The sequence below is a fragment of the Acidithiobacillus albertensis genome, assembly GCF_001931655.1.
In the GTDB taxonomy this organism is placed as follows: Bacteria; Pseudomonadota; Gammaproteobacteria; order Acidithiobacillales; family Acidithiobacillaceae; genus Acidithiobacillus; species Acidithiobacillus thiooxidans.
The window spans coordinates 1-985 of sequence record NZ_MOAD01000089.1; the positions used below are offsets into that span (position 1 = coordinate 1).

At 50.9% G+C, this 985-nt stretch carries 1 protein-coding gene and 1 pseudogene; one reads left to right on the plus strand and one right to left on the minus strand.

What is annotated here, in order from left to right; all coding sequences use genetic code 11:
• A pseudogene (locus tag BLW97_RS19285) lies at window positions 1-142 on the plus strand (IS30 family transposase); the annotation flags it as partial.
• A gap of 584 nt (window positions 143-726) precedes the next feature.
• On the opposite strand, the gene BLW97_RS18185 reads toward BLW97_RS19285, so the two are convergent.
• The coding region (locus BLW97_RS18185) for a HigA family addiction module antitoxin (protein ID WP_075324182.1) at window positions 727-985 on the minus strand (259 nt) is incomplete at its 5' end.

Below are 985 nucleotides of genomic sequence, written 5' to 3' on the forward strand. Positions count from 1 at the left end.
CGAATATTCGCAACGGCGTTTGACTCAGGTAGCGGAGGAACTCAATAATCGGCCCAGGAAATCCTTGGGATTCCGAACTCCAGCCGAAGTGATGGCACAGCAAATCAGGCAGTTAAACAGCGGTGTTGCACTTCAAACTTGAAACCGCCCTGTATCGCTCTTGATCATATTACCTGCTGTATAATTTATTCATCACTTAGACACTCCGTACTACAGTGTTGTTAAAGTGTTTTTGGTATGCTGGTAAGATTGCAGTGATGTCTTAGGCCGGAGATTCCAGTTTTCAGCTGTGGGTAACATCGCCGTGTTGCAGTAATTCATAAGCCACAAACGATCATTGTGTCGAGGACTGTGGGATAGTCGTAACTCTGGTCGACAAAAACAATGATTCGTTCCCCTCCATATTGTTCAGTGACAAAGAGTGTCCTCCCGGACATTTGAGGACATCTCTGTGTACGCTGCATCCCCAATGACAGGAAGTATACCAAGCGGATTCATCTCCTCACACTTTACTTAGCGCTTACCGATCACTGCACGTTTGTTGTTCGTTGGGATTCTGGACGAAATCGGTAGAGCCATGCGAATGCGTCGCTCAAGGGCAAAACCATAACTCAAGTTGTCAGCACACTGAATGACCGCTTCCGCTGCAATATAGCCTTTCAGCCCACCTGCCACAGAGTGTGGCAAACTCAACCTGCCGGAGTCGTTACCAGCGGATTCTGGTCGTTACGCCGCATGCACGTCGTATCGTTGAATCTTATTGAGAACTGCCTGCATCGCGTGGCGCGTCACGGCGAGATCGTAATCGGTTTGCAGGCCCACCCAGAAACCGTCACTCATCCCGAAAAACCGGGACAGCCGCAGCCCGGTATCCGGGGTAACGGCCCGCTTTCCCATCACGATCTCCCCGATACGGCGCTGCGGGACGCCGATTTCCTTGGCTAGACGATACTGGGTGATGCCCATCGGCTTCAGAAAGTCTTCC